The organism is Vibrio sp. 811 (genome assembly GCF_033339195.1).
In genome coordinates this window covers 1-561 of record NZ_JAWOUB010000760.1, presented here as the reverse complement: position 1 = coordinate 561, position 561 = coordinate 1, and the positions used below count along the sequence as shown (strand labels likewise).

The window sequence follows — 561 nt, the reverse complement described above, 5'->3', positions numbered from 1 at the left end:
GGGTACTGCAATAGTTTTTCCACTGCAACTGGCGAGAACTGAGGAACAGGCATACCCATTTTGCTACAGTGACGCTCGGCAAGATGCTTCGCAAGTGGCGCAATGTCCCCTTTACGCTCATTCAGCGCTGGCCATGCGATTGGGAACACATTCAGGCGGTAGTACAAGTCTTCACGGAAATTACCTTCCGACACATACTGTTTGAGATCACGGTTACTGGTCGCTAGCACACGAACATCTAGCTTGATGCTCTTACGGCTACCAAGACGCTCTACTTCGCGCTCTTGCAAAACACGCAATAACTTCGCTTGCAGGTTTAAGTCCATCTCGCTGATTTCATCAAGTAAGATTGTGCCGCCTTGCGCTTGTTCGAACTTACCCGGACACGCCTGAACAGCACCAGTGAATGCACCTTTTTCGTAACCGAATAGCGTCGCTTCCAGCATGTTGTCAGGAATCGCCGCACAGTTAATCGCAACGAATGGGCCGTCTTTACGGTTTGATGCTTTGTGAATGTAACGCGACATCACTTCTTTACCTGAACCGCTTGGGCCTAAGATC

Annotated in this window: 1 protein-coding gene; it reads right to left on the bottom strand. The window is 49.7% G+C overall.

All coding sequences use genetic code 11. The annotated features are described in order from the left end of the window. Window positions 1–561, bottom strand: a 561-nt coding sequence (locus R7Q46_RS29255) for a sigma-54 dependent transcriptional regulator (RefSeq protein ID WP_318078592.1), incomplete at both ends; no start/stop codon positions are given.